This is a genomic window from Cypionkella sp. (genome assembly GCF_028290025.1).
Classification (GTDB): Bacteria; Pseudomonadota; Alphaproteobacteria; order Rhodobacterales; family Rhodobacteraceae; genus Cypionkella.
The window spans coordinates 1-26388 of record NZ_JAQGKQ010000047.1; the positions used below are offsets into that span (position 1 = coordinate 1).

General features: G+C 56.3%; 28 protein-coding genes and 1 tRNA gene. 12 read left to right on the forward strand and 17 right to left on the reverse strand.

The features are described 5' to 3' along the window. Positions 1 to 738 (reverse strand): FAD-dependent oxidoreductase (locus JWS10_RS06575; RefSeq protein WP_299505653.1); only part of this gene is annotated, 738 nt, incomplete at its 3' end. Positions 739 to 1023: 285 nt separating this feature from the next. Between JWS10_RS06575 and rpsB the strand changes: the two genes are divergently transcribed. Continuing rightward, positions 1024 to 1785, forward strand: a complete 762-nt coding sequence (gene rpsB / locus JWS10_RS06580; protein ID WP_299477071.1) for a 30S ribosomal protein S2 — start codon at positions 1024 to 1026, stop codon at positions 1783 to 1785. A gap of 89 nt (positions 1786 to 1874) precedes the next feature. Next, complete coding sequence (tsf, locus tag JWS10_RS06585; protein ID WP_299505655.1) at positions 1875 to 2771, forward strand: translation elongation factor Ts; 897 nt, start codon at positions 1875 to 1877, stop codon at positions 2769 to 2771. 262 nt (positions 2772 to 3033) lie between these two features. On the opposite strand, the gene rpe is transcribed toward tsf, so the two are convergent. The 11 genes from rpe to JWS10_RS06640 form a co-directional block, all read right to left on the reverse strand. Further along, positions 3034 to 3723 (reverse strand): ribulose-phosphate 3-epimerase, encoded by a 690-nt coding sequence (gene rpe, locus JWS10_RS06590; protein ID WP_299505657.1) that lies wholly within the window; start codon positions 3721 to 3723, stop codon positions 3034 to 3036. Positions 3724 to 3893: 170 nt separating this feature from the next. Continuing rightward, positions 3894 to 3970 (reverse strand) — tRNA-Arg (locus tag JWS10_RS06595). Between the two features lie 45 nt (positions 3971 to 4015). Next, positions 4016 to 5236 (reverse strand): cysteine desulfurase, encoded by a 1221-nt coding sequence (locus tag JWS10_RS06600; protein ID WP_299505659.1) that lies wholly within the window; start codon positions 5234 to 5236, stop codon positions 4016 to 4018. Between the two features lie 3 nt (positions 5237 to 5239). Continuing rightward, a complete protein-coding gene (locus JWS10_RS06605; protein ID WP_299505661.1) occupies positions 5240 to 5815 on the reverse strand; it encodes a Yip1 family protein in 576 nt (191 codons plus the stop codon). Continuing rightward, a complete protein-coding gene (locus JWS10_RS06610) occupies positions 5805 to 6293 on the reverse strand; it encodes a YIP1 family protein (protein WP_299505663.1) in 489 nt (162 codons plus the stop codon). Before JWS10_RS06610 ends, JWS10_RS06605 begins: the two co-directional genes overlap by 11 nt. Continuing rightward, a complete protein-coding gene (gene sufD, locus JWS10_RS06615; RefSeq protein WP_299505665.1) occupies positions 6294 to 7580 on the reverse strand; it encodes a Fe-S cluster assembly protein SufD in 1287 nt (428 codons plus the stop codon). It abuts the gene before it with no gap. Beyond that, positions 7580 to 8335 carry a Fe-S cluster assembly ATPase SufC gene (gene sufC, locus JWS10_RS06620; protein WP_299505666.1) on the reverse strand — a complete coding sequence of 252 codons (756 nt, stop codon included), beginning with the start codon at positions 8333 to 8335 and terminating at the stop codon, positions 7580 to 7582. Before sufC ends, sufD begins: the two co-directional genes overlap by 1 nt. A 24-nt stretch (positions 8336 to 8359) precedes the next feature. Next, positions 8360 to 8959 carry a hypothetical protein gene (locus tag JWS10_RS06625; protein WP_299505668.1) on the reverse strand — a complete coding sequence of 200 codons (600 nt, stop codon included), beginning with the start codon at positions 8957 to 8959 and terminating at the stop codon, positions 8360 to 8362. Further along, positions 8960 to 10474 (reverse strand): Fe-S cluster assembly protein SufB, encoded by a 1515-nt coding sequence (sufB, locus tag JWS10_RS06630; RefSeq protein WP_299505671.1) that lies wholly within the window; start codon positions 10472 to 10474, stop codon positions 8960 to 8962. Between the two features lie 40 nt (positions 10475 to 10514). Further along, complete coding sequence (locus tag JWS10_RS06635) at positions 10515 to 11558, reverse strand: aminotransferase class V-fold PLP-dependent enzyme (protein WP_299505672.1); 1044 nt, start codon at positions 11556 to 11558, stop codon at positions 10515 to 10517. Then, positions 11555 to 12034 carry an Rrf2 family transcriptional regulator gene (locus JWS10_RS06640; protein WP_299483032.1) on the reverse strand — a complete coding sequence of 160 codons (480 nt, stop codon included), beginning with the start codon at positions 12032 to 12034 and terminating at the stop codon, positions 11555 to 11557. The genes JWS10_RS06635 and JWS10_RS06640 overlap by 4 nt, the downstream gene beginning before the upstream one ends. Before the next feature lie 159 nt (positions 12035 to 12193). Here JWS10_RS06640 and JWS10_RS06645 point away from each other — a divergent pair, with 159 nt between their 5' ends. From JWS10_RS06645 to JWS10_RS06690, 10 genes are all read left to right on the forward strand, one after another. Continuing rightward, complete coding sequence (locus JWS10_RS06645) at positions 12194 to 12853, forward strand: alpha/beta hydrolase (RefSeq protein WP_299477137.1); 660 nt, start codon at positions 12194 to 12196, stop codon at positions 12851 to 12853. Next, positions 12854 to 13114 carry a hypothetical protein gene (locus JWS10_RS06650; RefSeq protein ID WP_299477139.1) on the forward strand — a complete coding sequence of 87 codons (261 nt, stop codon included), beginning with the start codon at positions 12854 to 12856 and terminating at the stop codon, positions 13112 to 13114. It abuts the gene before it with no gap. After that, on the forward strand, positions 13111 to 13710 hold the full coding sequence (locus JWS10_RS06655) for an HD family hydrolase (RefSeq protein WP_299505674.1): 600 nt from the start codon (positions 13111 to 13113) through the stop codon (positions 13708 to 13710). The genes JWS10_RS06650 and JWS10_RS06655 overlap by 4 nt, the downstream gene beginning before the upstream one ends. 3 nt (positions 13711 to 13713) lie before the next feature. After that, positions 13714 to 14112 carry a hypothetical protein gene (locus tag JWS10_RS06660; protein ID WP_299477143.1) on the forward strand — a complete coding sequence of 133 codons (399 nt, stop codon included), beginning with the start codon at positions 13714 to 13716 and terminating at the stop codon, positions 14110 to 14112. 96 nt (positions 14113 to 14208) lie between these two features. Then, positions 14209 to 15423: an NADP-dependent isocitrate dehydrogenase gene (locus JWS10_RS06665; RefSeq protein ID WP_299505676.1), complete on the forward strand. Its 1215-nt coding sequence runs from the start codon at positions 14209 to 14211 to the stop codon at positions 15421 to 15423. A gap of 98 nt (positions 15424 to 15521) precedes the next feature. After that, positions 15522 to 16124: a YitT family protein gene (locus JWS10_RS06670; protein ID WP_299505678.1), complete on the forward strand. Its 603-nt coding sequence runs from the start codon at positions 15522 to 15524 to the stop codon at positions 16122 to 16124. Between the two features lie 75 nt (positions 16125 to 16199). Beyond that, a complete protein-coding gene (gene typA / locus JWS10_RS06675) occupies positions 16200 to 18017 on the forward strand; it encodes a translational GTPase TypA (RefSeq protein WP_299477147.1) in 1818 nt (605 codons plus the stop codon). A 114-nt stretch (positions 18018 to 18131) separates the two neighbouring features. Then, positions 18132 to 18971, forward strand: coding sequence for a glycosyltransferase family 2 protein (locus JWS10_RS06680; protein WP_299505680.1), 840 nt, complete (start codon positions 18132 to 18134; stop codon positions 18969 to 18971). Between the two features lie 86 nt (positions 18972 to 19057). Beyond that, positions 19058 to 19897: a glycosyltransferase family 2 protein gene (locus tag JWS10_RS06685; RefSeq protein WP_299505681.1), complete on the forward strand. Its 840-nt coding sequence runs from the start codon at positions 19058 to 19060 to the stop codon at positions 19895 to 19897. 74 nt (positions 19898 to 19971) lie between these two features. Then, entirely contained in the window at positions 19972 to 20562 is a 591-nt protein-coding gene (locus JWS10_RS06690) for a glycosyltransferase family 2 protein (RefSeq protein ID WP_299505683.1), read from the forward strand. A 270-nt stretch (positions 20563 to 20832) separates the two neighbouring features. On the opposite strand, the gene JWS10_RS06695 is transcribed toward JWS10_RS06690, so the two are convergent. From JWS10_RS06695 to JWS10_RS06715, 5 genes are all read right to left on the reverse strand, one after another. Beyond that, positions 20833 to 21657, reverse strand: a complete 825-nt coding sequence (locus JWS10_RS06695) for a class II glutamine amidotransferase (RefSeq protein WP_299505685.1) — start codon at positions 21655 to 21657, stop codon at positions 20833 to 20835. 102 nt (positions 21658 to 21759) lie between these two features. Further along, entirely contained in the window at positions 21760 to 22053 is a 294-nt protein-coding gene (locus tag JWS10_RS06700) for a DUF1330 domain-containing protein (RefSeq protein WP_299505687.1), read from the reverse strand. A gap of 1 nt (position 22054) precedes the next feature. Then, positions 22055 to 24709 (reverse strand): alanine--tRNA ligase, encoded by a 2655-nt coding sequence (gene alaS / locus JWS10_RS06705; RefSeq protein ID WP_299505689.1) that lies wholly within the window; start codon positions 24707 to 24709, stop codon positions 22055 to 22057. A 153-nt stretch (positions 24710 to 24862) separates the two neighbouring features. After that, complete coding sequence (gene recA / locus JWS10_RS06710; RefSeq protein ID WP_299477161.1) at positions 24863 to 25936, reverse strand: recombinase RecA; 1074 nt, start codon at positions 25934 to 25936, stop codon at positions 24863 to 24865. A 206-nt stretch (positions 25937 to 26142) separates the two neighbouring features. Continuing rightward, on the reverse strand, positions 26143 to 26388 hold a 246-nt coding region (locus tag JWS10_RS06715), incomplete at its 5' end, for a response regulator (RefSeq protein WP_299505691.1).

Consider the following 26388-nt stretch of genomic DNA (forward strand, 5'->3'; position numbering starts at 1 on the left):
ACCCGGACCCGAGGCAATATCTTTGACGGCCGAGCCTAACCTAATGCTCATGCCGCGTTCGCGCATCTGATGGATGAAATCGTCAACAATCTCACGGTCCACGAAATCGAGAATGGTGTCCCGCGTCTCAATCAGCGTCACCGGCACGTCCAAAGCCGAATAGATCGTGGCATATTCGACGCCGATAACCCCGCCACCAATCACCGTCAAACTGCGCGGAATACGCTCCAGCTCCAGAAACTCATCGCTGTCAAACACCCGGAGTTTATCAAACGGCACGTTATCGGGCCGATGCGGCCGGGTGCCAACCGCGATCAGCGCGTGCTTGAAGCCAACCTGACTGACCTCGCCCGCGTCAGTGGTCAACTCCACCTGATTGGCATTGATAAACCGCGCGGTGGCGAAGATGCTCTGCACCGTGTTGCGCATGAACTGGTGCTGTAACACCTCAACCTCGTGATCGAGAGTCTTATGCAGCCGCTCCACCAGATCAATCGCCTGAATATCCTTCTTAACCCGGTAGCCGCGGCCATAAAACCCACGCTCACGCCAGCCCGACAGGTTCAGCACCGTCTCGCGCAGGGTTTTCGACGGGATCGTGCCGGTATGCACCGAAACCCCGCCCAACCGGCGCCCCTTATCCACCACCAGCACCGACTTGCCCAGCTTGGCCGATTGCACCGCAGCCCTGCGCCCCGCAGGCCCAGAGCCAATCACCAACATATCCACTTGTTCCATCTGCGTTCCTTTGGGCATTTCACCGAGCAAAGCCAGTTTGCCCGTGTTAAGCAAGGTTTATGCAAGCCATGTGAAGCTTGGCTTAACACCCAACGCCCTTCACGCCCGGTTTTTGCGCATTCGGCCCGGATCGCGCTTGCATATCTGCCCCCCCTCGGCTAAAGCCCCCTCACTTCACAGGTGAGGCTTGGGCTATGCGGGGAGAAATCCCGCAAAGTCCGCCGGTTGGACCCTCAAGGTCTGAGACAGCTTCGCCGAGGATTGAAACCGGAAAAGGAATAAGACATGGCTCTTCCAGAGTTCACCATGCGTCAGCTGCTTGAAGCAGGCGTTCACTACGGCCACCAGACCGCACGCTGGAACCCCAAAATGGGCCCGTATATCTACGGCGACCGCAATGGCATCCACATTCTCGACCTGACGCAAACCGTGCCTTTGTTGGACGCGGCGCTGAAAGTCGTGCGTGATACCGTCGCCAAAGGCGGCCGTATCTTGTTCGTCGGCACCAAACGTCAGGCGCAAAAGCCCGTCGCAGAGGCCGCTGAGCGTTGCGCACAATTCTACATGAACCACCGCTGGCTCGGTGGCACGCTGACCAACTGGAAAACCGTTTCCCAGTCGATCGCGCGTCTGAAAACCATCGACGAACTCTTGGGCGCAGGCGGCGAAGGTCTGACCAAGAAAGAGCGTTTGATGATGGAACGCGACCAGTCCAAGCTGCAAGCCTCGCTTGGCGGCATCCGCGAAATGGGCGGCACCCCTGATCTGATCGTCGTCGTTGATGTTGGCAAAGAAGATCTCGCGATCTTGGAAGCCACAAAGCTCGGCATCCCGGTCGTTGGTATCGTTGACACCAACAACTCGCCCAAAGGCGTCACCCACGTGATCCCCGGCAACGACGACGCCGCGCGTGCGATCCAGCTTTATTGCGAGCTGATTGCTAAAGCTGCTCTCGATGGCATGTCGGCGCAAATGGGCGCTGCTGGCATCGACCTCGGCGCTTTGGAAACCGCACCGGAAGAAGAAGCTATCGCTGTTGACGCCTAATCGGCAGTTACGCGACTGACACACGGCGGGGATATGGGTTTAGGCCCGGTTCCCGCCGCACTCATTTCTTGAATTTCAGGAGACTGAACATGACCGTAACCGCTCAAATGGTTAAAGAACTGCGCGACAGCACCGGCGCAGGCATGATGGACGCGAAAAAAGCTTTGGTTGAAACCGAAGGCAATATGGAAGCCGCCGTCGATTGGCTGCGCACCAAGGGCCTCGCGAAAGCCGCCAAAAAAGCTGACCGTGTCGCCGCTGAGGGCCTCGTTGGCGTCGCCGTTTCGGGCGGCCGTGGCGTGGCAATTGAGATCAACTCGGAAACCGACTTCGTTGGCAAAAACGCTGACTTCCAAGCGATGGTTCATGCCATCACCAAAACCGCTTTCCGTGCGCATAATGTTGAAGAGCTGAAAAACGCCGACCTCGCCGGTCAGCCGGTTCACATCGTCATCTCCGAAGCCGTCGCCACCATCGGCGAAAACATGAACCTGCGTCGCATGGCCTCGATTGAAGGCGATCACGTTGCGCATTACGTGCACAACTCGGTTGCTGACGGCCTTGGCCGCATCGGCGTTCTGGTGGCGATCAAAGGCAGCGAGCACACCTTCGCCAAGCAGGTCGCGATGCACGTGGCCGCAACCAACCCGCTCGCATTGTCCGAAGCCGATCTCGATCCGGTTGTGGTAGAGCGCGAATTGGCCGTTCAAACCAGCAAAGCGCTGGAAGAAAACGCCGCCTCGTCGAAGCCAAAGCCTGACGCTGTGATCCAGAACAACATCATTCCCGGCCGTATGAAGAAATTCTTGGCTGAGAACACCCTGATGGGCCAGATGTTCGTGATGAACCCAGAAATCACCGTCGCTGAAGCTGCAAAGCAAGCCGGCGTTGAAATCCTCGGCTTCGTTCGTATGGGCGTTGGCGAAGGCATCGAGAAGAAAGAAGAAGATTTCGCAGCAGAAGTTGCGAAGATGGTTTCGGCCTAATCTTCTGACGCTATTATAGGGCAGGGGGCTGGTGGCAACACCGGCCCTTTTGCTATTTCAGCGGGCTATTTTCAGCTATGGTTAACGCTCAAATCTATGGCAAATCGTATGGCCTAAAAATGGGCCATTAATGGCCGCTTTCCATACACCGCAAATCTGCCAAATATCAAAAGTAAACCTAGCGTTTTCAGGGCTCAATAGGCGCGATTCTACGCCCGAAACCGCTTCAAATTAAGATAGAATGTGGGGCAGGTGGCACGGCTCAAAGCGCCGAATTTGCAGCAGCCCGCAGTGCCGAAATATTAACCCCATATGGCGCCGGATTATCCACCGAGCCGCCTTTGAAAACCGCCGAACCCGCCACCAAAACATCAGCCCCAGCCGCAACAACCAGCGGAGCAGTCTCAACCGTCACGCCGCCATCGATCTCAATATGGATAGGCCGATCGCCAATCATCTTGCGCAACGACCGCACCTTATCCAGCTGCGAATGAATGAATTTCTGCCCCCCAAACCCCGGATTTACCGTCATCACGCAGACCATATCGACCATGTCCAGCAAATGCGCCACAGCGTCAATTCCGGTGCCAGGATTGATCGCCAACCCAACCTTTTTCCCGGTCGCACGAATGGCTTGCAGCGTACGGTGAATGTGCGGACCAGCCTCGAGATGCGCCGAAATCAGATCGGCACCAGCCTCAGCAAACGCCTCGATATACGCATCGACCGGAGCGATCATCAAATGCACATCCATGAAGCCCTTGATATGCGGCCGGATCGCCGCACACATCGCAGGACCGAACGTAATGTTCGGCACAAAATGCCCGTCCATCACATCCACATGCACCCAGTCTGCACCCTGAGCCTCAATAGCGCGACACTCCGCGCCAAAGTTCGCAAAGTCCGCCGCAAGGATAGACGGCGCAATCTTGATCTGACGGCTGAAGGTCATTTGGTGCCCAATCTCCGGTAAGTTGCCGCGTCATAGCGTGATTTATGTGGCTTGGTCCAGCCCCAGTATGGCTCGTATATTACATAATATTGATTATAAGATTTACGCCATACGCCACTCAGCAACAGATACGCTTCCCTGTCGCGCGATCAATTTCGATATCAAAGAAATGGTGCACCCAGCACGATTCGAACGTGCGACCTTCGCCTTCGGAGGGCGACACTCTATCCAGCTGAGCTATGGGTGCCTCTCGATTGCTATAACGCCTGCAAGCGCTGCCTGCAACGCGAAATCAGCCGAAAAGTTCGTGGCAAAGCTCCAAAGCCGAGATCAGAGCATCGACCTCTGCATGGGTGTTATAAAGCCCGAACGAAGCGCGACACGTAGCGCCGAGGCCAAAATGCTGCATCAACGGCATTGCGCAATGTGTACCCGCCCGCACGGCAATACCGCGCTTATCCAGCACAGTTGAGATATCATGCGCATGTGCTTGACCTTGGAGCGTAAAAGAGAAAATAGCCGCCTTGGTTTCCGACGTGCCCTGCACAGTCAGCCAATTCAATCCGGCCAGTTTGGCACGGGCATAATCGCGCAAACTACGCTCATGTGCCGCGATGTTCGCCATGCCAAGGCCAGTCATGTAATCCAGCGCAACGCCCATACCGATCTGCTGCACAATGCCCGGCGTGCCAGCTTCAAACTTCATCGGGGCATCGGCATAGGTCACGCTGTCACGTGTCACTTCGCGGATCATATCGCCGCCACCAATGAACGGGCGCATCTCTGCCAAGCGATCAGCTTTGATGAAGATCGCTCCAGAACCACTTGGTCCATATAGCTTATGTCCGGTGATGGCATAAAAATCACAGCCAATCGCCTGCACATCGACAGGCATATGAACCGCAGCTTGGCTGCCGTCCACCAACACCGGCACCCCCATCGCCTGAGCGCCGCGGCAGACTGCCGTTACATCAACAATGGTGCCTAACACGTTGGACATATGGCTAATTGCGATCAACTTGGTCCGAGGTGTAATTGCGTTCAGCACGGCTTGCGGATCAAGATCGCCGTTCGCGTCAACCTCAACCCATTTCAGCACCACACCCAACCGTTCGCGCAGAAAATGCCACGGCACGATGTTGGCGTGATGCTCCATTATCGACAGCACAATCTCATCTCCAGCCTCGAAACGCGGCGCAGCCCAGGCGTAAGAGATGAGGTTAATGCCCTCTGTTGTCCCCGTGGTGAAGACAATCTCGTTTTCGGACGGGGCGTTCAGAAAGCGCGCAATCTTGCCGCGTGTAGACTCGTACTTATCTGTCGCTAGGTTAGAAAGGTAGTGCAACCCCCTATGAACATTCGCATATTCCATAGAATACGCCTGATTCATCGCGTCAATCACCACCTGCGGCTTTTGCGCTGACGCACCATTGTCGAGATATACCAGCGGCTTGCCGTTGACTTGCCTGGACAAAATCGGGAAATCGCCGCGAATTTTTACGATATCGTACATCGATCAGCCTTTCATTTCCATCAGAGCGACAGTCACAATCGCCAGCATAAAAGCCATTGCGAAAACCGTGCCGATGATGCCGAATAGAACCTTGCCAGCCGAGGCAAAGCCGTGCATTTCCGCGATAAAATTGGCGAGAACCCAGACGAACATCACCAAGCCGAACAGGCCCAATGCGGCAGCGATGCCCGGTGAAACGACCACCAAGACGATCTGCGCGAGCTGCAACACGCACAATATTGCTTCGGTCCAGGCGACCAACAGCAGCGCATCTGCAAAGCGCCCGGCCCCGCCGAAAACTCTCCCGACGCCCTGGATCAGCATCGCCATCACCACCATGACCGCAGCTTGCAGCAAAGCCACTTGCAACGGATTGTGAAATAGAACCAATATGTTAGGCTCAATTTGTTCCGGCGCGGCCAGTACCGAAACCCCGGTCAGGCAGGCCGAAAGCGCCGCCATCAATGAAATTGCCAGCCAAGCGGTGCCTACCGGTAAATTGCGATCCAACAGGTTGCGCGCCGCCACCCGCGGGCTTTGCACGGTCTGCTGCAACAGCAGCGTTAATTCAGCCTGCATCGCCACGCTCTGCCTCCACCAACATCGAAATCCAAATCCACAAAAATCCAAGCCCGACCAGTATCACCACCAAATCGAACTGGCGACCGGGGCCGATCATCCCCGCAACCAGCCCTTGCAAAAGCAGACCCGGAGCGACGGCCAACAGCGCCGAGAACAGTGCCATCCGTGCCGAGTAATAACTACCCTGTCCGCCAAATATCTCCGCTGTCCAACGGCTTAGCGCCGCCAACAGATACCAAAACGGGATTGACGCAAGCAGTGCCAATCCCGCTGCGACCAGCCGTTGCACCATCGGTACTTCCGGTTGCAGCACGGCCTGCCGCGACAAAGCCGGCCACAGCGACACGAAAGCGAGCAGCAGAAACGCCACCAGCAGACTGAGCGCAAACGGCTCTGACTTTGGCCGCTGCAGATGCCGGGCGATCACCGTCTTCGGTCGCCACCACGCCTGCACGATGTCTGTTGTCACCGCCATTTAATGCTCGTGACGTTCGAGCCAGCTTTGTAAGCGCTGCCGGATGTCTTCGGAAATCGCCTCATCCTCAATCTCGGTGATTGCCTCGGCCAGAAACGCCAAAACCAACAAGGATTGCGCCGCCCGACGCGGCACCCCACGCGATCGCAGGTAGAAAAGCGCTGTCTCGTCAATCGCGCCCGAGGTCGAACCGTGGCTACATTTTACGTCATCGGCGTAAATCTCGAGCTCGGGCTTGGCGAGAAACTGACTTTCGCCATCCAGCATAAGCGCCTGACTGATCTGATAACCGTCGGTCTTTTGCGCGCCCTGTTTAACCAATATTTTACCTTGAAACACGCCAGTGGCACCGTTTTTCAGCACCTTTTTGAACACCTGACGGCTTTCACAGCGCGCGCCAGCATGAGTGATAAACACCGTGTCATCATGGTGAAAATCGCCGTCACCCAAGGCCGCACCGGCGATGTGAGCCACGGAATCCGAACCCAAAAGCTCCAGCACAGCCTCATTTCGGGTGAGGCGGCCATTGGCAGTCAGCGTGAACGATTTGAAAGCCGCGTGATTGCCGATCCGGGCAAACAGATGTGTCGCCGCTTGACGTTGATGCGCCCGACCCTGCGCACGAATGTGGTGCAACCTCCCGCCATCCGCGATATCGACTTCCATCACGTGACTGAACCGCGCGGCAGCCGGGCCATTTTCCAGCAAGGTCACTTCTGCGCCGCTCTCCACCTTGATGCAGTGGTGTAAGACAACGTCGGAAGTCTTTGAATTGTGCTGATAAATCAGCGATATCGGCTTAGATGGCTTGCCAGTTACGCGGACGAGCACCCCATCGGTAGCGAAAGCCGAATTCAAAGCAGCCAGGGGCCGCTGCACCGGGGTCTGGCCGCGGGATTCGAGCACGCCATAAAGCGCCGTTGCCCAATGAATATCAGCCTGCTCCGCCACAGCCAGTCGCTCAACCTGAACGCCTTCGAGCGCGAAATTATCGGATTGCGCGGCGTCAAAAACGCCGTCTACAAAGACGATCTTCAGTCGGTCAATGCCGTCAAAAGGCGGCGGCTCATCACCTGGATCAAACAAGCTGACCGCAGCCACATCTACCGCGATCAAGCCAGCGGGATTGGTGTAGCGCCAGTATTCATCGCGCCGGCCGGGCATCCCCATCGCCGTCAGACGCGCGAGTGCGTCAGCCCGCAGAGCACCAAGCCAACCCTGTGGCTCAAAGCGTAAGCCGGCAATCCGGACCTGAAGCGTATTATGCTTTGATTGCAGCACAGCCATCAAACGCCCTCACCCAGCAGCCCGGCGTAGCCATTATTTTCGACCTCAAGCGCGAGGTCCGGCCCCCCAGTTTTGATAATGCGGCCAGCCGCCATTATATGCACGAAATCAGGTTTGATATGGTCGAGAAGCCGTTGATAATGCGTGATAACCAGGAATGATCGCCCTGCCCCACGCAGCGCATTAACCCCCTCGGCCACCAACTTCATCGCATCCACATCAAGCCCGGAATCGGTCTCATCCAAGATGCACATTTTCGGTTCCAGCATCGCCATTTGCAGGATTTCGTTGCGCTTTTTCTCGCCACCCGAGAAGCCCACGTTGACGGGTCTCTTGAGCATCTCAGCGTCGATTTTGAGCGTTTTCGCTTTCTCACGCACCAGCTTCAAGAAATCGCCGGCCGAAATTTCGACTTCACCTCGAGCTTTCCGCTGCGCATTCACCGCCGTGCGCAAAAAGGTCATATTGCCGACGCCGGGGATTTCCACCGGATACTGGAAGGCTAAAAACAGCCCCGCCGCAGCGCGCGCTTCGGGCTCCATCTCGAGCAATTCCGCGCCCTCCAGCTTCGCCGAACCCTCGGTGACAGCATAACCATCGCGGCCCGACAGCACGTAAGACAGCGTCGATTTTCCAGAGCCATTCGGCCCCATGATCGCATGAACTTCGCCTGCTCCGATCGAGAGGTTAACACCGCGCAAAATCACTTTGTCTTCGTCTTCAAGTTTCACATGCAGGTTATTGATTTCCAGCATTTTTTTGTCCTTTACGCAGGCGCGTCAATGGGCGCGCAGATAGGTTTGCAAGATCCACAGCAGCCGATCGGCCGGAATGGGTGTCGGAGTGATCTCAAAACGCGCCATGCGACCGATCATCTCGACCGGTTTGACCAGAGTTTCGACCTCGTGATACGGCGGTCGGTCGATATAATCGTCCCACAAGACCGTTATTGGGCGAGTGATTTTGAACAATACCGACAGAAAGCACGCTGGGCGAAAACGACCGTCAATCAGCACCACATCGGGATGAACAAACCCCGGTAAGTCCCAGACCGATAACGGATATTGCGGCCATTTCCTGAACTGTTCCTCATTTTCCGGAAAGCCCCAAGTCCGCGTCCTCCCGATCTTGCCATGGTGCATCACCACCGGCGACGCTGCCGGGTTGGCCGCGAAATAACCCCGCATGTCGGCCAGCCACTTCACATCGCTTTCCACCGAGAAAATCAGCTTCCCCGGCAGCTCTGCGGCAATCACAGTCGAGCCGCCCGAGCCGTATTCCAAGATGGTGTCAGCCTGCGCAAAGTACCGTCGCACCGCCGCTTCTTCGTCAGGCGGCAAGGTAACGACAGGACGCGAAAAGGCTTGATCGTCAGCCACTTAGCCCACCGAACCTTCCAAGGAAATTGCCACCAGACTTTGCGCTTCCATGGCAAACTCCATCGGCAAAGCCTGCAATACTTCCTTGCAGAAGCCGTTCACCACCAACGCAACTGCTTCTTCCTCATCCATCCCGCGCGAGCGGCAATAGAACAACTGATCTTCGTCAACTTTGCTGGTGGTTGCCTCATGCTCGACCCGGCTGGAGTTGTTGCGAACCTCGATATACGGCACGGTATGCGCGCCGCATTTGTCGCCGATCAGCAGGCTGTCGCACTGGGTATAATTGCGGCTGTCGGTGGCTTTCGGGTGCATTGACACCAAACCGCGATAGGTATTCTGCGCCCTGCCCGCCGATATCCCTTTGGAAACGATACGAGATTTAGTGCGCTTGCCCAAATGCACCATCTTAGTGCCAGTGTCGGCTTGCTGTGCATTATTGGCAATCGCGATCGAGTAAAACTCGCCTTGGCTGTCATCGCCGCGCAGGATGCAGGACGGATATTTCCAAGTGATCGCCGAACCCGTCTCAACTTGAGTCCACATCACCTTTGCCCGGTCACCCCGGCAATCGGCGCGTTTGGTCACGAAGTTATAGATGCCGCCAAGCCCGTTTTCGTCGCCCGGATACCAGTTTTGCACCGTCGAGTATTTCACCTCGGCGTCTTCCAAAATAACCAGTTCCACCACCGCCGCGTGCAGCTGATTGGTGTCCCGTTTTGGTGCAGTGCAGCCCTCCAAGTAGCTGACATAGCTGCCTTTATCGGCAATGATCAGGGTGCGTTCAAACTGCCCGGTATTCTCGGCATTGATGCGAAAATAGGTCGAAAGCTCCAACGGGCAGCGGGTACCGGGTGGGATATAGACAAACCAGCCAACCGAAAACACCGCCGAATTCAACGTCGCAAAGAAGTTATCCGACTGCGGCACCACCGAGCCGATGTACTGCTTCACCAGCTCCGGGTGTTCTTTGATCGCTTCCGAAATCGAGCAGAAAATCACCCCGGCTTTCGCCAGTTCCGCCTTGAACGTGGTGCCTACCGAGACGGAATCGAACACTGCATCGACCGCAACCTTACGCTCACCCATCGTCTCAGCACCTTCGACGCCAGCCAGAATAAGCTGCTCTTTCAAAGGGATACCAAGCTTTTTGTATGTGGCCAATATCTTCGGATCAACGTCATCCAAAGACTTCGGCTTAATCGCCATGCTCTTCGGTTTGGCGTAATAATACTGGTCCTGGTAGTCGATCTTGGGATAGTTCAGCATCGCCCAATGCGGTTCTTCCATCTGCACCCAGCGACGATAGGCGGTCAGACGCCATTCCAGCATCCATTCCGGTTCTTCATTCTTCGCAGAAATCAACCGGACAATATCTTCCGACACACCCTTCGGCGCGTAATCCATCTCAATTTCCGTCGACCATCCGTATTTATAGGTGCCAGACATCGCATGAACGGTTTCAATCGTCTCACGATCTACCCCGTCGCGCACTTCCAGATCCAAATCGGTCATCGTCGTATTCCTTATATCCCAAGGCGTTACCGCCTGAAGTTCACGCGACGCGCGAACGTATCCGTTTGTAGTCGCGCGCCCATGCCTCGGCAAAGCGCAGCACTTGGTCTTCCGTCACATCGGGCCCGAGTGAGACGCGGATCGCCTGACCAGCTTCAATCTCATCAAACCCCATCGCTTTCAGCACCCGACTGGCGCGCACCTTGCCGCTCGAACACGCCGACCCCGCAGAGACCGCAAAACCCGCCAGATCCATCGCCATCACCTGCGTCTCACCCTTCCAACCGGGGGCGATCAAGTTCAGCGTGTTCGGTAGGCGTTTCGCCCTATTCCCGACTGAAATAATGCCAAACTCCAAGGCGGACAATGCTGAATCTAGAATATTTCTAATTTCGGCCACCCGATCCCATGCGCCGTCGGCCAGATCACGCGCAGCAGCCTCTGCCGCGGCCGCAAAACCTGCGATACCGATCAGATTTTCGGTCCCAGCCCGCCGCCCCATCTCTTGCCCGCCGCCTTTCAACTGCGAGGCCACATCGAGCCCGCGCCGCACCACCAAGGCGCCGATGCCCTTCGGCCCGCCCAGCTTATGCGCCGACACCAGCCCCATGTCACAGCCGAGCCAGTTAAACGCCAACGGCAGCTTGCCAAAGCCCTGCGTCAGATCGGAAACCGCCAAACCGCTGGGCAAATCCTGCACCACCCCGGTTTCCGAATTCGCCAGCTGCAGCGCCGTGCGGCCTGGATCTGGCACCGTCACGCGGCCATCCGAATCCACCGTCAAACTGGCATCACACCAAGCCGAAACCGCCTCATGCTCCACATCCGCGCAGATCAAACCGCGCCCCGCACAAGCCAAAGCCGCAGCCTCCGTCGCCCCAGAGGTGAACACAATATCCGCCCCCTCGGCCCCCAACGCGGCGGCTATATTGCCACGCGAGCGTTCCATCAACGCCTTCGCCGCCCGCCCCTCAGCATGAACCGACGACGGATTGCCCAGCACATCCATCGCCGCAATCATAGCGGCGCGAGCCTCAGGTCGCAGCGGTGTCGTGGCGTTCCAGTCGAGGTAAATACGGCTCATACATCAACCACTTCATCCACCACCCGAAACAGCGCGGGCACCGCAGGGCACGGCGTCATCACGTTGCCAATCACATCCGACAGCCGGGTTTGGTGCAAAAACACATAGACATTGGCGGAAAGTCCCTCCCAAAGCCGATTGGTCAGGCTTTGCGCACGGCTACCAGACACGCCGCCCGAAGCCCCGGCCCCCGAATGCATTGCATCGACGTTTTCCTCAACCGCTTCCATCACCTCAGAAATCCGAATGGAATCCGCACTGCGCGCCAACCTATAACCGCCACCTGGTCCCCGCACCGCCGCGACCAAACCGGCCCTGCGCAGCTTGACGAACAGTTGCTCAAGATACGGCAGCGACAGATCCTGCCGCTTGGCAATCGCCGCCAGTGAGGTCAATTCGCCACCACCTTTGACCTCAGCCAGCGCCAGATCGCACAGCGCCACCATCGCATAACGCCCCTTGGTCGATAGTTTCATGCGCAGTACCCACTCAATTGCGTGACTTTCCATTGACGCCGGGGGTTCGTCCGCTTAACTCAACCCCAGTCCATGAGCGGTTTTGCCGCTTTAGAATGGTTCTAGTATCTCTGAGCGAATTCGTCAACAATTCGTTCAGAAAACAGGCACGGAGCTTACATGCCCGAAGTTATATTCGCCGGCCCAGAAGGCCGCCTCGAAGCCCGTTACCATCCGCAAAAAGAGCGTGATGCACCAATTGCTATCGTGCTGCATCCGCACCCGGCGTATGGCGGCACGATGAATAACAAGGTTGTCTACAACCTGCACTACGCGTTCTACAACCTTGGCTTCACCGTGATGCGGTTCAACTTCCGCGGCGTCGGTCGCAGCCAAGGCGAGTATGACATGGGCATTGGAGAGCTTTCCGATGCGGCATCTGCCCTCGATTACCTGCAATCCATGAACCAAAACGCCAAGCATTGCTGGGTCGCAGGCTTTTCGTTCGGTGCGTGGATTGGTATGCAACTGCTGATGCGCCGCCCCGAGATCACCGGTTTTATCTCGGTGGCCCCGCCAGCGAACCTCTATGATTTCAGCTTCTTGGCACCCTGCCCGGCTTCTGGCCTCATCATCAACGGCACCGCCGACAAGGTAGCGCCGCCGAAAGATACCACCAACCTTGTGAACAAACTGCACGAGCAAAAAGGCATCACCATCACCCACACGCAGATAGAGGGTGCCGATCACTTCTTCAAAGACGAGGAGGCGCATATGAAGCCGATGATCAACACGGTTTCCAGCTATGTGAAGCGCCGTCTTACCGAAGTGACTCGCTAAATGGGCGTCGTCGAGGACATGGGCGATGCACTCGCCCGCGACGTGATCGCAGCCATGGAAGAACTCGACGACCACCGCCTGCCCGATAAGGTGTCCAAAGTGCTGCTGGACGCCTCGCCCACCATGCAAGAAGCATTTTTGACCGCCTACCGCGTCCGCGTCGCTGAACAGCGCGGGCGTAAATATATCGACGCCTTGCTGAAAGCCAAACGCGAAGGCACCGCCCCACCGCCCGGGCCCCATATGCCGAGCAGCCATTGAGCGCCAAATCCGATGGCACGCGTCTGGAAGCGCAATTTGCGTTTCTAAACGAGGCTGATCGTCTGAAATCCGTGCTCCGCGCCACGACCCTGTGTGATGGCTCGCGGCGAGAAAACTCAGGCGAACACTCGTGGCACCTCGCGCTTTACGCACTGATCCTAGCCGACCAAGCCGCCCCCGGCGTGGATATTAACCGCGTCATCAAGATGCTACTAGTCCACGATCTGGTAGAAATAGACGTCGGTGACGTGCCAATCCACTCTGCGGGCGGCCTAGCCCACGCCTCCACCGATACCCAAGCCGCCGAATCCCGCGCCGCTGATCGGATATTCGGCCTCCTCCCCAATGACCTACGCGATGACCTTCGCGCGATCTGGGAAGAGTTCGAAGCCGCCGAAACCCCCGACGCCATCTTCGCCAAATCCCTAGACCGTGTGCAACCCGTGATGGCCAACTTACAATCCGGCGGCGGCACCTGGATCACCTACAGCGTCACAGCGGAGCAGTTGGAATCCCGCGTCGGAAGCAAGATAGCCAAAGGCGCGCCTAGGCTATGGGAATGGGTGCGCGAAAAGACGCACCGCTTTTTCCGCTAAGCGATGTATCTGCGCTTTGTCACTGAACGCGTTTCTAAACATGACGGCCGCCGAGAAGGTTTTTTCCAGACCTGCTATTCGGTTTGGCGCGGTGCGGAAACGCCGGAGTTTGCCGTCAAAGAACTGCGCCTCCTGCTGGATTGGTTCGATGCAAATCTTGATGAACCGACCGCGTTTAATCGGTCTACGTCCAAGAAAAATATGGTCAATCGAAACGGAGTAGGTTTGTCTTGGTTCCGCCCAGAAGCATCCAAACACATTGCAAAAGCGTTTGATGCGGCAGCTATAATTGAGCAATTTGGCTTTCCGGTAACTGTTCTAAAATCCACTCAGCCCGGCTACATTGTGTTTGAGGACACGTTCCAAATCGTTGCAATCCCATTTGCAAACACGCCAAACTAAATCCACCCCGCGCGGTATACCATCGCATACCATCTTCCCTTTCACACGATTTTCACCTAAACCCTGCACAAGCACAACCAACCATAAGGGGCCGACATGACCAAGATTAAGGTAGCGAACCCCGTCGTCGAGCTCGACGGCGACGAGATGACCCGGATCATCTGGGATTTTATCAAGCAAAAGCTGATCCTGCCCTACCTCGACATTGATCTGAAATATTACGACCTCGGCATCGAGGAGCGTGATCGCACCAATGACCAGATCACCATCGACTCGGCGCTTGCGATCCAGAAATACGGTGTCGGCGTCAAATGCGCCACGATCACCCCGGATGAGCAGCGGGTTGAGGAGTTTAACCTCAAACAAATGTGGAAATCGCCCAACGGCACCATCCGCAACATCCTCGGCGGCGTGATCTTCCGCGAGCCGATCATCTGCAAGAACGTCCCCCGTCTGGTCCCCGGCTGGACCAAGCCCATCGTGGTCGGCCGTCACGCGTTCGGCGATCAGTATAAAGCCACCGATTTCCGCTTCCCCGGCGCAGGCAAACTGACGATGAAATTCGTCGGTGACGATGGCACTGTTATTGAAAAAGAAGTCTATCAAGCGCCGTCCTCGGGCGTCTACATGGGCATGTATAACCTTGACGACTCTATCCACGACTTCGCGCGTTCGTCGTTCAACTACGGCCTGCTCAAAGGCTGGCCGGTGTATTTGTCGACCAAGAATACTATCCTGAAAGCCTATGATGGCCGCTTCAAAGACATCTTCGCAAAAGTCTATGCCGAGGAATTTGAAGACCAATTCAAAGCCGCCGGCATCCACTACGAACATCGCCTGATTGACGATATGGTGGCGTCTGCGATGAAATGGTCGGGCGGCTATGTCTGGGCTTGCAAGAACTACGACGGCGATGTGCAGTCCGATACCGTGGCGCAAGGCTTTGGCTCCTTGGGCCTGATGACCTCGATCCTGATGACGCCGGATGGCAAAACGGTCGAGGCTGAAGCCGCCCACGGCACCGTCACCCGGCATTACCGTGAGCATCAGAAGGGCAAGGCGACCTCGACCAATTCGATCGCCTCGATCTTCGCCTGGACCGGCGGTCTGAAGCACCGCGCCAAACTCGACAGCAATGAACAACTGATGCGCTTTGCCGCCACGCTGGAAAAAGTCACAGTTGATGCGGTCGAAGATGGCTGGATGACCAAAGACCTCGCGCTGCTGGTCGGCCCCGATCAGAAATGGCTGACCACGATGGGTTATCTCGAAAAAGTCGATGAATATCTGAACAAAGCCCTGCAAGGCTGATCGACCAAGGCCCGGGCGATTGTTCCGGGCCTTCTACTCTCGCGATCAATAGGTCAGCTTTATTGACTTACATCACGCCTAAATGCTACACCTGCAGGATGAGCCAAGCCGCCGAGCACTCCGCCATCGAAGACATCCAAGGCATCGCCTTTGGCGTCTGCATGGCGGCGGTTGGCATCCATATCCTGACATTCATGGGCTTCGTGGCTGGCCAAACCGCAGGCGTCGCGGCGCTGATCAGTTACACCACCGGCATGTCGTTCTCACTGGCATATTTCCTGATTTCTCTGCCATTCATGCTGCTCGCCTACAAACGCATGGGCCACGAGTTTGCGCTGAAAACCCTGCTCTGCGTCACGCTGCTGTCACTCACCACCGCCATTCTGCCACAGTGGATCAGTTTCCAGCGCATCGACCCCGCTTTTGCCGCGATCCTCTACGGCAGTCTGTTCGGCATCGCAGCCCTCGCCGTGGTGCGTCACGGCGGCAGCTTTGGCGGCATTTCGGTGCTGTGGCTATGGCTACAGGACCGCTCCGGCTTCCCGGCGGGCTATGCGCAGCTGCTGTTTGACCTCGTCTTGTTCGCCGTCGCCGCTTTGATAATTCCGCTCAACCTGCTGCTCTGGTCCTTCCTTGGAGCCGCAATTTTCAACCTGTTCCTCGCAATCAACCACCGCCGCGACCGATACATCGCAACCTGACAAGGTTCCTCTGGCCTTTCCGGCCTATCTAGGCTATCGCCGCGCCAAAGCTGACAAAAGAAAGAGACCTCCCCGATGGAGCTTCGCAACATCGCCATTATCGCACACGTCGACCATGGCAAGACCACCCTCGTCGACGAACTGCTGAAACAGTCCGGTTCGTTCCGCGACAACCAAGCCGTCGCCGAACGCGCGATGGACAGCAACGACATTGAACGCGAGCGTGGCATCACCATCCTTGCGAAATGCACCAGCCTTGAATGGGGCGGCGCGCGCATCAACATCGTCGACACCCCCGGCCACGCCGACTTTGGTGGCGAAGTGGAGCGTATCCTGAGCATGGTTGACGGCGTTGTTCTGCTGGTTGACGCCGCTGAAGGCCCGATGCCGCAAACCAAATTCGTCACCGCGAAAGCCTTAGCTCTGGGCCTGCGCCCGATCGTGGTCTTGAACAAAGTTGACAAGCACGACGCCGAACCTTCGCGCGCCCTGAACGAAGTCTTCGATCTGTTCGCCAACCTCGGCGCAGATGACGACCAACTCGACTTCCCGGTGCTTTACGCGTCGGGGCGTTCCGGCTGGGCGGATGTCGAACTCGATGGCCCGCGCAAAGATCTGAACGCGCTCTATGAGCTGGTGATCAAGCACGTCCCGGAACCCGCGCAGATCAAACGCCGCGCAGAACCTTTCCAAATGCTGGCGACCACGCTGTCGGCTGACCCCTTCATCGGCCGTATTCTGACTGGTCGGGTTGAGGCTGGCACTTTGCGCGCTGGCGAAACCATCAAAGCCTTGGCGCGCGACGGCAGCAAGATCGAACAATTCCGCGTCTCGAAAGTCCTCGCCTACCGTGGTCTGGTGATGACGCCTATTGATGCTGCAGAGGCTGGCGACATTGTTACCCTGTCCGGCATGACCAAAGCCACCGTGGCTGATACGCTTTGTGCGCTTGAAGTCGAAACCGCGATTCCGGCACAACCGATTGATCCGCCAACGATTTCGATCACTTTCGGCATCAATGACAGCCCGCTGGCTGGCAAAGAAGGCTCGAAAGTTCAGTCGCGTATCATCCGCGAACGTCTGATGAAAGAAGCCGAGATCAACGTCGCGATCAAAGTCACCGACACCCCCGGCGGCGACGCCTTTGAGGTTGCCGGTCGTGGCGAATTGCAAATGGGCGTGTTGATCGAAAACATGCGCCGTGAAGGCTTTGAGCTTTCGATCAGCCGCCCGCGCGTGTTGTTCCAAGACATCGACGGCGTGAAATCCGAGCCGATTGAAGAAGTCACTATCGACGTTGATGACGAATACACTGGCGCTGTGATCGAAAAACTGACCGGCCCCCGCAAGGGCGATCTGGTTGAGATGAAACCCGCAGGCGTTGGCAAAACCCGCATTATCGCGCATGTGCCGTCGCGCGGCCTGATCGGTTATCACGGTCAGTTTATGACCGACACCCGCGGCACAGGCGTGCTTAACCGCGTCTTCCACGATTGGGCTCCGCACAAGGGCCCGATTGAGGGCCGTCGTCAGGGCGTGTTGATCTCGATGGAATCGGGGATTTCGGTCGCCTATGCGATGTGGAAACTGGAAGATCGCGGCCACTTCTTCATCGGCGTGCAAGAACCCGTCTACACCGGCATGATCATCGGCGAACACTCCCGCGACAACGATCTGGAAGTGAACCCACTGAAGGGCAAACAGCTGACCAACGTGCGGGCTTCCGGCACCGACGAAGCCGTCCGCCTGACCACTCCGGTCAAACTCTCGCTGGAACAGTGCATCGCCTATATCGACGATGACGAACTGGTCGAAGTCACCCCAAAATCGGTGCGGATGCGCAAACGCTACCTCGATCCGAACGACCGCAAGCGCAACGCGCGCTCCGCTTGATACGAAAACCCGCCGAGAGGCGGGTTTTTTCATTCGGTGATCTTGGTTGCGAAAGTAGTTGCACCGCTCTGCTTCAGATGTAAAACCCCAAGCAGAATTTGCGGGAAGATGCGCGTGCTGACCAATTTGCAAGACAAGCTTCGCATGTGGAATCGCAGCCGGATCGAACGGCTTCGCGTCAAGCGTGAAACCGAAAGCGGGCACGATTTCATCCTCGGCGTGCTTGGGATTATGAAGAACGAGTCGATCAACCTCGACGAATGGGTGCAGCACTACGTCTCGATGGGTGCTGGCAAAATCTTCCTGATCGACAACGGCAGCACCGATGACACTGTCAGCAAGGCGCAAGCTTGGGTGACCAAAGGCGTGGTAGAGCTGGTGGAATATCCCAAGTGCCATCGCCAACGCCAGCACTATTGGACCGCGTTCAAACGGTTAAAAATAGCGCGCAAATGCCAGTGGCTTCTGGTCGCCGATCTAGACGAATTTTGGTTCTGCCCATCAGGGGAAACCATCGCAGCGCAGCTGCCGTTGTTTCATAAGTTTGACGTAATTTACGCAAATTGGCTGATGTTTGGCAGCAGCGGACTAAAGCAGCACCCCGCCAGCATTCGCCAGGGCTTCACCATGCGGGCGCCGAAGCTGCATCCTCACTCGGTCCACAAATACCTGTGCCGCACTTCGGTGGTCAAATCGGCGCAAACCCTAGGCCTGCACAACGTTTACGGCGCGCGGTCAGAGCGCACCGTCTCTGACAATGAGCGATTTCATCTGAATCACTATCCGATTCAAAGCCTTGAGTTCTTTCAAACCGTCAAAATGACCCGTGGCTCGGCCGCAAAATCTGCGAATGACACCGTGCGTCATATGCAGTATTTTGAGAACCACGACGCGCCGTGCACAACGTCAGATCGTCTTCTGGCTGACTTGGTCGCAAGCGGGAAGATCAAATAGTCTGCAACGGGCGCTTGTACGCCATTAGTTGACGCAGCCAAACTGGCCGGGACGTTACACATCGACCGCTAACATGGGATGTCGTTTTGCTAAACACATTAAAAAGTAAAATCCAGACTTGGAACCGCCAACGCATCTCGCGCCACCGGGAAGATCGTGAAACGCACTCGCAGTACGACCACGTCCTCGGTGTTCTCGGTATTATGAAAAATGAGGCAATGAATATTGACGAATGGGTGCAACATTACGTCTCAATGGGTGCTGGAAAAATATTCCTGATCGACAATGGCAGCACCGACGATACCCTTGCGAAAGCGCAGATTTGGATCGACAAGGGCGTTGTTGAATTGGTGCAATACCCCGAACGGCATTACCAGAAAAAGCATTACTGGGCAGCGTTCAAGCATTTCAAAATCGCTCAACGATGCCAATGGCTATTGGTTGCTGACCTTGATGAGTTTTGGTTCTGCCCCTGTGGTGAAACAATTGTCGAGCAGCTGCGCGATTTCCGCGCTTATGACGTGATTTATGCCAATTGGCGCAACTTTGGTAATAACGGCGTCGACAAACATCCCGCCAGCATACGCCAAGCCTTCACCCTAAGCGCCCCCACGCTTTATTTCCACACTGAGAGAAAGTACATCTGTCGAACCTCGGTGGTAAAATCGCGCCAAAGTTTGGAAATCCACGCGGTAACAGGTGCGCGCTCCGAGCGAACCGTATCGGATAACGAGCGGTTCAACCTCAATCACTACGTTGTGCAAAGCTTGGAATTCTTCCGAGATGTAAAAATGACCCGCGGCAATGCGTCATCGCATAGCGAAACCTCGGTCAGAAATATGGAATATTTCCAGCGGTTCGACGCACCCTGCACGATGCCAAATCATCTTCTGGCTGATCTGGTGGCAAGCGGAAAGATCAAGTAAGCTTTCGAAGCAACCCGCTTTGTCCGCTAAAGGTTGCAGTTTTCCATTCCTGCGTGTATTTTTGACGATTAATAATGGGGATTTTCGTCTTGTTTTCAAAGCTCAAGCGCAAAGTCAAAGCATGGAACAACGCCCGCGTGCTGCGTCGGCGCGCTAAGCGAGAACACTTCAGCGGGCACGATCATAAGTTGGGTGTGCTTGCCATCATGAAGAATGAAGCCATGAACATTGATGAATGGGTTCAGCATTATATCTCGATGGGCGCTGGAAAGATTTTCCTCATCGACAACGGCAGCACTGATAACACCGTAAGTAAAGCCGAGGCTTGGGTCGCAAAAGGTGTTGTCGAACTCGTGCAATATCCAAAGCGCCATCGCCAAACCCAACATTATTGGTCAGCTTTTAAGGAATTGCAGATCGGCAAGAAATGCCAATGGCTGCTAGTTGCCGACCTGGATGAGTTCTGGTTCTGTCCTTCCGGCGAAACCATTGCTGAGCAATTGCCCGATTTTCATAAATGGATGTCATTTACGTCAATTGGCGGATCTTCGGCAGCAGTGGGCTTATTGAGCATCCGGCCAGCATCAGACAAGCGTTCACTCTTTGCGAGCCTCGGACCTTTGCGCAAATCGGCTTCAAATATCTCTGCCGCACCTCTGTTATAAAATCAGCAAAAACAATGGGGGTTCATCGGGTTTTTGGTGCCGATTCATCGCGAACCGTATCGGCCAATGATCGGTTCCATCTCAATCACTACCAGATTCAAAGTCTTGAATACTTTCAGACAGTCAAAATGACGCGCGGCACAGCGTCCGGCGTTAAGAGGGAGGGTTTTAAGGATATGGATTACTATCGAAATTATGATGCGCCTTGCACCGTGCCTAATCACATATTGGCAGACTTGGTAGCAAGCGGCAAAATCAAATAGCCTTGCCTTATTCAGCCGCGACTGACTTGGCCTCCGCCAAATACTGCGTGACCAACCGACACGGCGTGAACGCTTCTACTTTCACATCGGCCCCGTCAAAAGTACAAAATGTGTTCGAGGCGATCTCGTACCAGCCGTCCTCCCCTGCCTCCAACGGTTCCGATACCACGGCCATCCCGCCGCGCGAGTCCGACCAGCGATAATAGAGGCTCGGTGCGGCGGTATCAGTGGCATAACGCACCGCGTAAAGCCGCTTGCCGTCCGACAGGGCCGCAGTCATCCGCAGATGCGGCGCCGCGCCCTTCGCCAAAGCGACCGCTATAAACTTGGCCGAAGCGCGTTCCAAAGCGCCGCGCGGATCATTGTCCAAACCCTCCGCCAGCGCCACCAAAAACAATGCCTCAGAATCGGTCGCGCCCTTTCGTGCCGCATACAAACTGTCGGGAATCATCATATCCGCATCGCGACGGAACTGATCATAGCCGCCAACCTGGCCGTTGTGCATGAATGACCACACTCCATGCACGAAGGGATGGCAATTATTGCGGCTGGTCGCCGTCCCGGTCGAGGCCCGCACATGCGCCAAAAACAGCCCGGATTTCACCTGAGCCGTCAGACTGCGCAAATTGGGATCGCTCCACGCCGGCATCACGTCACGGTAAAGCCCCGGCTCCGGCCGATCACCATACCAAGCCACGCCAAACCCATCGGCATTGATGGTGGAATGGCACTGGGTCGCACCATGACTTTGGTGGATCAACGAATGCCCCGGACGGCTGATAATCTCATCTAAAAAGATCGGCGCGCCCGCATAAGCTGCCCAACGGCACATAAACTGCCCTCACTCTTGTGAACCTGACTGGCCTCTTGCGGAAAACATACCACAAAACCAAGCCAGTGCAGCTTTATTTGCATAAACCTTGAGATAGAAAGTTTACGCGCCCAGCTCTTCCACCACTACCAAATCGCGATGCGATGCGCCCTTGGCATGTTGCAATGCGGCTTGGTAGGCTGAGGAATGATAGCAATCCACCGCAGCCTCAACACTGGGGAAGCGCGCCACAACATTACGCGCGCGGTCATTGCCCTCAAGCTGAACATAACGCCCTGATCTTGCTAAGAATTCTCCGCCGAATGATGCGAGGACTGGGCCTGCCAGCGCGGCGTATCTGCCATAAGCCTCGGCGTCGATGACCTCAACATGCGCAATCCAAAGAGCCGTTGCCATATTACACCCCCAACGCGGCATGAACCGCAGCAATCGCGGCCTCGGCCAATGCGATATCCGCGCCGCCACCCTGCGCCATATCTGGACGCCCGCCTCCGCCCTTACCGCCCAACGCCTCAACCGCCGCTTTAGCCAAAGTCACCGCCGAAATCCGCGACGTCAGATCCGCCGTCACGCCTGCCGCCACCGCAGGTTTCGCACCGGTATCTGCGATCAAAACAATCGCACCAGACCCGATCTGTGCCTTCATCTCGTCGATCAGGCCAGGCAAATCCTTGCCAGAAACACCGGTAAGTACCTGAGCAATCAGCCGTACCCCATTGATTTCCTTGACTTCCGGACCACCAGCCTTACCGCCCATCGCAAGCTCACGCCGCAACTGCGCCACTTCATTCGCCAAGCTGCGACGCTCGTCTTGCAAGGCTTTGACTCGTTCCAAAACATCGCCCGGATGCGTCTTCAGCGCCAAAGCCACCGCTGCTAAGCGTTGATCTTGCGCGCGCAAATGATCCAGTGCGGCTTGGCCGGTCAAAGCCTCAATCCGGCGCACGCCCGAAGACGAAGCGCTGTCCGCCAGCAGCACAAACGCGCCAATATCGCCAGTGCGGGCCACATGCGTGCCGCCGCAAAGCTCCAACGAATAGGTTCGCCCATCGCTGCCCTTGCCCGAGCCATCCAGATTGCCCATGGAGACAACCCGCACTTCATCACCGTATTTCTCTCCGAACAGTGCCTGCGCACCCAAAGCCCGCGCGTCATCTGGCGTCATAATCCGAGTGTCAACGACGGAGTTTTGTCGAATGAATTCATTGACTTCTGCTTCGACGCTCATTTGCTCAGCCTCTGACATCGCGGCCGAATGGCTGAAGTCAAATCGCAGACGATCCGAGGCGTTCAAAGAGCCACGCTGTGCCACGTGGTCGCCCAAAGCGCGCCGCAACGCCTCATGCAGCAAATGCGTCGCTGAGTGATTGGCGCGAATTGCAGAGCGGCGGCTGTGCGAAACCTCGAGTTTGGCCGGTTGGCCGCGCAAAATTGTGCCCTCCAGCACTGTCGCGATATGAATAAACACCCCGGCGGCCTTGCGGGTATCGGTGACTTCGGCCAAACCCGTCGCCGTGCGGATCAGCCCGGTGTCACCGACCTGACCGCCGCTTTCAGCGTAAAACGGCGTCTGGTTTACCATGATCTGCACCGATGACCCCGCCTCCGCAGCCCCAATCAGCGCACCATCGCGCACCAGCGCATCAATCTGGGCTTCGGCCGTTTCGGTGTCATAACCCAAGAACTCAGTCGGGTTATGCGCCTCTGCGATTTCGAACCAGATCTTGGCATCCGCGGTTCCGCCAGCCCCCGACCAAGCCGCGCGCGCCTTGGTCTTTTGTTCTTGCATGGCCGCATCAAAGCCCGCCACATCAACCGCACGCTCTTGCTCGCGCAGCACATCTTGCGTCAAATCAAGCGGAAAACCGTAGGTGTCGTATAACTTGAACGCGACGTTGCCGGGCAGCGCATCGCCTTGCGGCAAACGCTCCAGCTCATCATTCAACAGCCGCAGCCCGCGATCCAGCGTGGTTTTGAAGCGCGTTTCCTCTAGCAGTTGGGTCTCTTCGATCAGACTTTGCGCGCGTGTAAGCTCTGGATAAGCTGCCCCCATTTGCCGCACCAAGGCAGGAACCAGCCGGTGCATGACCGGATCTTGCGCACCGAGCATATGTAAATGCCGCATCGCCCGCCGCATTATGCGCCGCAAAACATAACCGCGACCCTCATTGCTTGGCATCACCCCATCGGCAATCAGGAACGAAGTAGAGCGCAAGTGGTCGGCGATTACCCGGTGACTGGTTTTGCCGGGGCCATCCGGGTCGGTGTTGGTCGCATGTGCAGACGCTTCAATCAGCGCCCGCATCAGATCGGTGTCATAATTGTCATGTTTGCCTTGCAGCAGCGCGCCAATCCGCTCCAACCCCATGCCGGTATCAATCGACTGCATGTCAAGCGGGCGCATTGTGCCATCGGCGAGTTGCTCGTTCTGCATGAACACGTTGTTCCAGATCTCAATATAGCGGTCGCCATCTTCCTCGGCGCTACCCGGAGGCCCGCCCCATATATGGTCGCCATGATCATAGAAAATCTCGGTGCATGGCCCGCACGGCCCTGTCGGTCCCATCCGCCAAAAATTGTCGTCGGTCGGAATGCGAATGATTTTGTCATCCGACAACCCTGCGACCTTTTTCCAGATTGAGGCCGCTTCATCATCGGTATGGTAAACCGTCACCAGCAACTTGTCTTTGTTGAGCCCAAAGTCTTTGGTCAGCAATTCCCAAGCAAATGCAATGGCTTGGTCCTTGAAGTAGTCACCGAAACTGAAGTTGCCCAGCATCTCGAAAAACGTATGGTGCCGCGCGGTGTAGCCGACGTTATCCAGATCGTTGTGCTTACCGCCTGCGCGCACGCATTTTTGCGCCGTCGTCGCACGTTTATAGTCGCGCGTTTCTACCCCGGTGAAGCAATTTTTGAACTGCACCATGCCCGAGTTGGCGAACATCAATGTCGGGTCGTTGCGCGGCACAAGCGGCGAGCTGTCCACCCGTTTGTGGCCATTGCGCACGAAAAAATCGAGATATGTCGAGCGGATGTCGTTCAACGAAGCCATAGGCTTGGGCCTCCAAAAAGCGGAATAACTTTGGTTCCGCCCCGTTTATCTGGCAGCGTCCGGGCTGTCCACTGCCGATGCGAAAAGGCCGGAAACTTGACGTTTCCGGCCCTGATATTTGCGAGATCTATGTCTGACCCCATCCAACCAATATCAGTCTTCCAACACTGGTCCGGCGTCTGATTTTACCGAGAAGTCTAGCCCATTGGCCGCACGAATTTGGTCCTCGATATCGAGCGCCATCGCCGGGTTTTGCTTTAGGAAGGATTTGGCATTCTCACGCCCCTGCCCGATCCGCTCATCCTTGTAGGAATACCAGCTGCCGGATTTCTCCACCACGCCGGCCTTCACGCCGATATCGACAAGCTCACCGACCTTGGAAATCCCCTCGCCATACATGATGTCGAATTCGACTTCCTTGAACGGAGGTGAAACTTTGTTCTTCACCACCTTGACCCGCGTTGCGTTGCCGACAACTTCGTCACGGTCCTTGATCGCGCCGATGCGGCGGATATCAAGCCGCACGCTCGCGTAGAATTTCAGGGCGTTGCCGCCCGTTGTGGTTTCCGGGCTACCAAACATCACGCCGATTTTCATCCGGATTTGGTTGATGAAAATCACCATGCAGTTCGATTTGCCGATACTGCCGGTCAGCTTGCGCATGGCCTGAGACATCAGACGCGCTTGGCTGCCCATCTGCATGTCGCCCATATCGCCTTCGATTTCCGATTTCGGCACCAGTGCCGCCACCGAATCCACCACGATCAAGCTGACTGCACCCGAGCGCACCAGGGTATCGACGATTTCCAATGCTTGTTCACCAGTATCGGGTTGGCTGATCAGCAACTCATCCAGATCAACGCCCAGCTTTTTGGCGTATTGCGGATCAAGCGCGTGTTCCGCGTCAACAAAGGCGCAAACGCCGCCTTTTTTCTGCGCCTCTGCCACCACATGCAGTGTCAGCGTGGTCTTGCCCGAGCTTTCCGGGCCGTAAATCTCAATAATCCGGCCTTGCGGCAAACCGCCAATGCCCAAAGCAATGTCCAGCCCCAGCGAACCCGTCGAGGTTGCCGCGATCTCCATCACCGGATTGTTCTGGCCGAGCTTCATAATCGAGCCCTTGCCGAACTGCCGTTCAATCTGTGCCAGAGCGCTTTCCAGCGCCTTTGCCTTGTCCATATCGCGCTTCCCGTTCAACTCGATCAGATTTGCCGCTGCCGTTGCCATTGCTCGTCCTTATCCCACGCTTGTCTTCAGGCGGCAATCGCCCAAGATGTTCTGTATTTGTTTACCCTATATGGGGGTAAAGCGAGAACATTGCAATCGAAATGCCCGCAAACTCAGCATCCCGCAACATGATTAACGAAGCATTACCAAAGAACAGGTACAGAACATTTATCTTAGCGGTAAATTCGCCAACAGATTCGGCGACTTTAGTGCAGCTGTCCCTGCACTGTTGCTGTCAGATCGCTAAGCGAAAACGGCTTCGGCAAGAATGTCGAATTTGGAATCCGGGCCTGCCCCTCTAAAACTGCCTCTTCGGCATAGCCCGACACAAAAATCACCCTGACATTCGGGCGGGCTCTCAGCGCCTGACGCACCCAACTCGGACCATCCATCCCCGGCATCACCACGTCGGTTACGAAAATATCGACCTCTAGCGTCGGGTCCTCCAACTG

What these genes read in the sequence shown, in the direction of transcription:
- rpsB (WP_299477071.1), top strand. Translation starts at nt 1,024, where the DNA reads ATGGCTCTTCCAGAGTTCACCATGCGTCAGCTGCTTGAAGCAGGCGTT.
- tsf (WP_299505655.1), top strand. Translation starts at nt 1,875, where the DNA reads ATGACCGTAACCGCTCAAATGGTTAAAGAACTGCGCGACAGCACCGGC.
- rpe (WP_299505657.1), bottom strand. Translation starts at nt 3,723, where the DNA reads ATGACCTTCAGCCGTCAGATCAAGATTGCGCCGTCTATCCTTGCGGCG.
- JWS10_RS06600 (WP_299505659.1), bottom strand. Translation starts at nt 5,236, where the DNA reads ATGTACGATATCGTAAAAATTCGCGGCGATTTCCCGATTTTGTCCAGG.
- JWS10_RS06605 (WP_299505661.1), bottom strand. Translation starts at nt 5,815, where the DNA reads ATGCAGGCTGAATTAACGCTGCTGTTGCAGCAGACCGTGCAAAGCCCG.
- JWS10_RS06610 (WP_299505663.1), bottom strand. Translation starts at nt 6,293, where the DNA reads ATGGCGGTGACAACAGACATCGTGCAGGCGTGGTGGCGACCGAAGACG.
- sufD (WP_299505665.1), bottom strand. Translation starts at nt 7,580, where the DNA reads ATGGCTGTGCTGCAATCAAAGCATAATACGCTTCAGGTCCGGATTGCC.
- sufC (WP_299505666.1), bottom strand. Translation starts at nt 8,335, where the DNA reads ATGCTGGAAATCAATAACCTGCATGTGAAACTTGAAGACGAAGACAAA.
- sufB (WP_299505671.1), bottom strand. Translation starts at nt 10,474, where the DNA reads ATGACCGATTTGGATCTGGAAGTGCGCGACGGGGTAGATCGTGAGACG.
- JWS10_RS06635 (WP_299505672.1), bottom strand. Translation starts at nt 11,558, where the DNA reads ATGAGCCGTATTTACCTCGACTGGAACGCCACGACACCGCTGCGACCT.
- JWS10_RS06640 (WP_299483032.1), bottom strand. Translation starts at nt 12,034, where the DNA reads ATGAAACTATCGACCAAGGGGCGTTATGCGATGGTGGCGCTGTGCGAT.
- JWS10_RS06645 (WP_299477137.1), top strand. Translation starts at nt 12,194, where the DNA reads ATGCCCGAAGTTATATTCGCCGGCCCAGAAGGCCGCCTCGAAGCCCGT.
- JWS10_RS06650 (WP_299477139.1), top strand. Translation starts at nt 12,854, where the DNA reads ATGGGCGTCGTCGAGGACATGGGCGATGCACTCGCCCGCGACGTGATC.
- JWS10_RS06660 (WP_299477143.1), top strand. Translation starts at nt 13,714, where the DNA reads ATGTATCTGCGCTTTGTCACTGAACGCGTTTCTAAACATGACGGCCGC.
- JWS10_RS06665 (WP_299505676.1), top strand. Translation starts at nt 14,209, where the DNA reads ATGACCAAGATTAAGGTAGCGAACCCCGTCGTCGAGCTCGACGGCGAC.
- JWS10_RS06670 (WP_299505678.1), top strand. Translation starts at nt 15,522, where the DNA reads ATGAGCCAAGCCGCCGAGCACTCCGCCATCGAAGACATCCAAGGCATC.
- typA (WP_299477147.1), top strand. Translation starts at nt 16,200, where the DNA reads ATGGAGCTTCGCAACATCGCCATTATCGCACACGTCGACCATGGCAAG.
- JWS10_RS06690 (WP_299505683.1), top strand. Translation starts at nt 19,972, where the DNA reads ATGGGGATTTTCGTCTTGTTTTCAAAGCTCAAGCGCAAAGTCAAAGCA.
- JWS10_RS06695 (WP_299505685.1), bottom strand. Translation starts at nt 21,657, where the DNA reads ATGTGCCGTTGGGCAGCTTATGCGGGCGCGCCGATCTTTTTAGATGAG.
- JWS10_RS06700 (WP_299505687.1), bottom strand. Translation starts at nt 22,053, where the DNA reads ATGGCAACGGCTCTTTGGATTGCGCATGTTGAGGTCATCGACGCCGAG.
- alaS (WP_299505689.1), bottom strand. Translation starts at nt 24,709, where the DNA reads ATGGCTTCGTTGAACGACATCCGCTCGACATATCTCGATTTTTTCGTG.
- recA (WP_299477161.1), bottom strand. Translation starts at nt 25,936, where the DNA reads ATGGCAACGGCAGCGGCAAATCTGATCGAGTTGAACGGGAAGCGCGAT.